Annotated in this window: 1 protein-coding gene; it reads right to left on the reverse strand. The window is 52.9% G+C overall.

Going from position 1 to position 289, the window contains the following annotated elements; genetic code table 11:
• A partial coding sequence (locus tag ACNQ0T_RS23975; RefSeq protein WP_417930468.1) for an ATP-binding protein occupies positions 1-289 on the reverse strand: 289 nt, incomplete at both ends.

Raw genomic sequence — 289 nt, forward strand, 5'->3', positions numbered from 1 at the left:
GAATACCACTACCGGTATCCAGCACCTTAAGGGCGACGTGTTCCTGATCCACTTCGGCGCTTAGCGTTATGCGACCGCTCTCGGGGGTAAAATCGATGGCGTTATCCAGTAAATTCCCCAGCGCCTGCTCCAGTAACGCCGGTTCAGCAGCAACATTAACCTCAGTGGGCATAACATGTAGAGTGATGTTTTTTTCTGCCAACTGCACGGTGCGCGCTTCGCTGACGCGGCGAAATAATGCCGCCACATCAACAACAGTCAGAACGACTTCCTGACGATTCTCCAGTCT

The sequence above is a fragment of the Enterobacter cloacae complex sp.6700776 genome, assembly GCF_048284255.1.
Taxonomy (GTDB): Bacteria; Pseudomonadota; Gammaproteobacteria; order Enterobacterales; family Enterobacteriaceae; genus Enterobacter; species Enterobacter intestinihominis.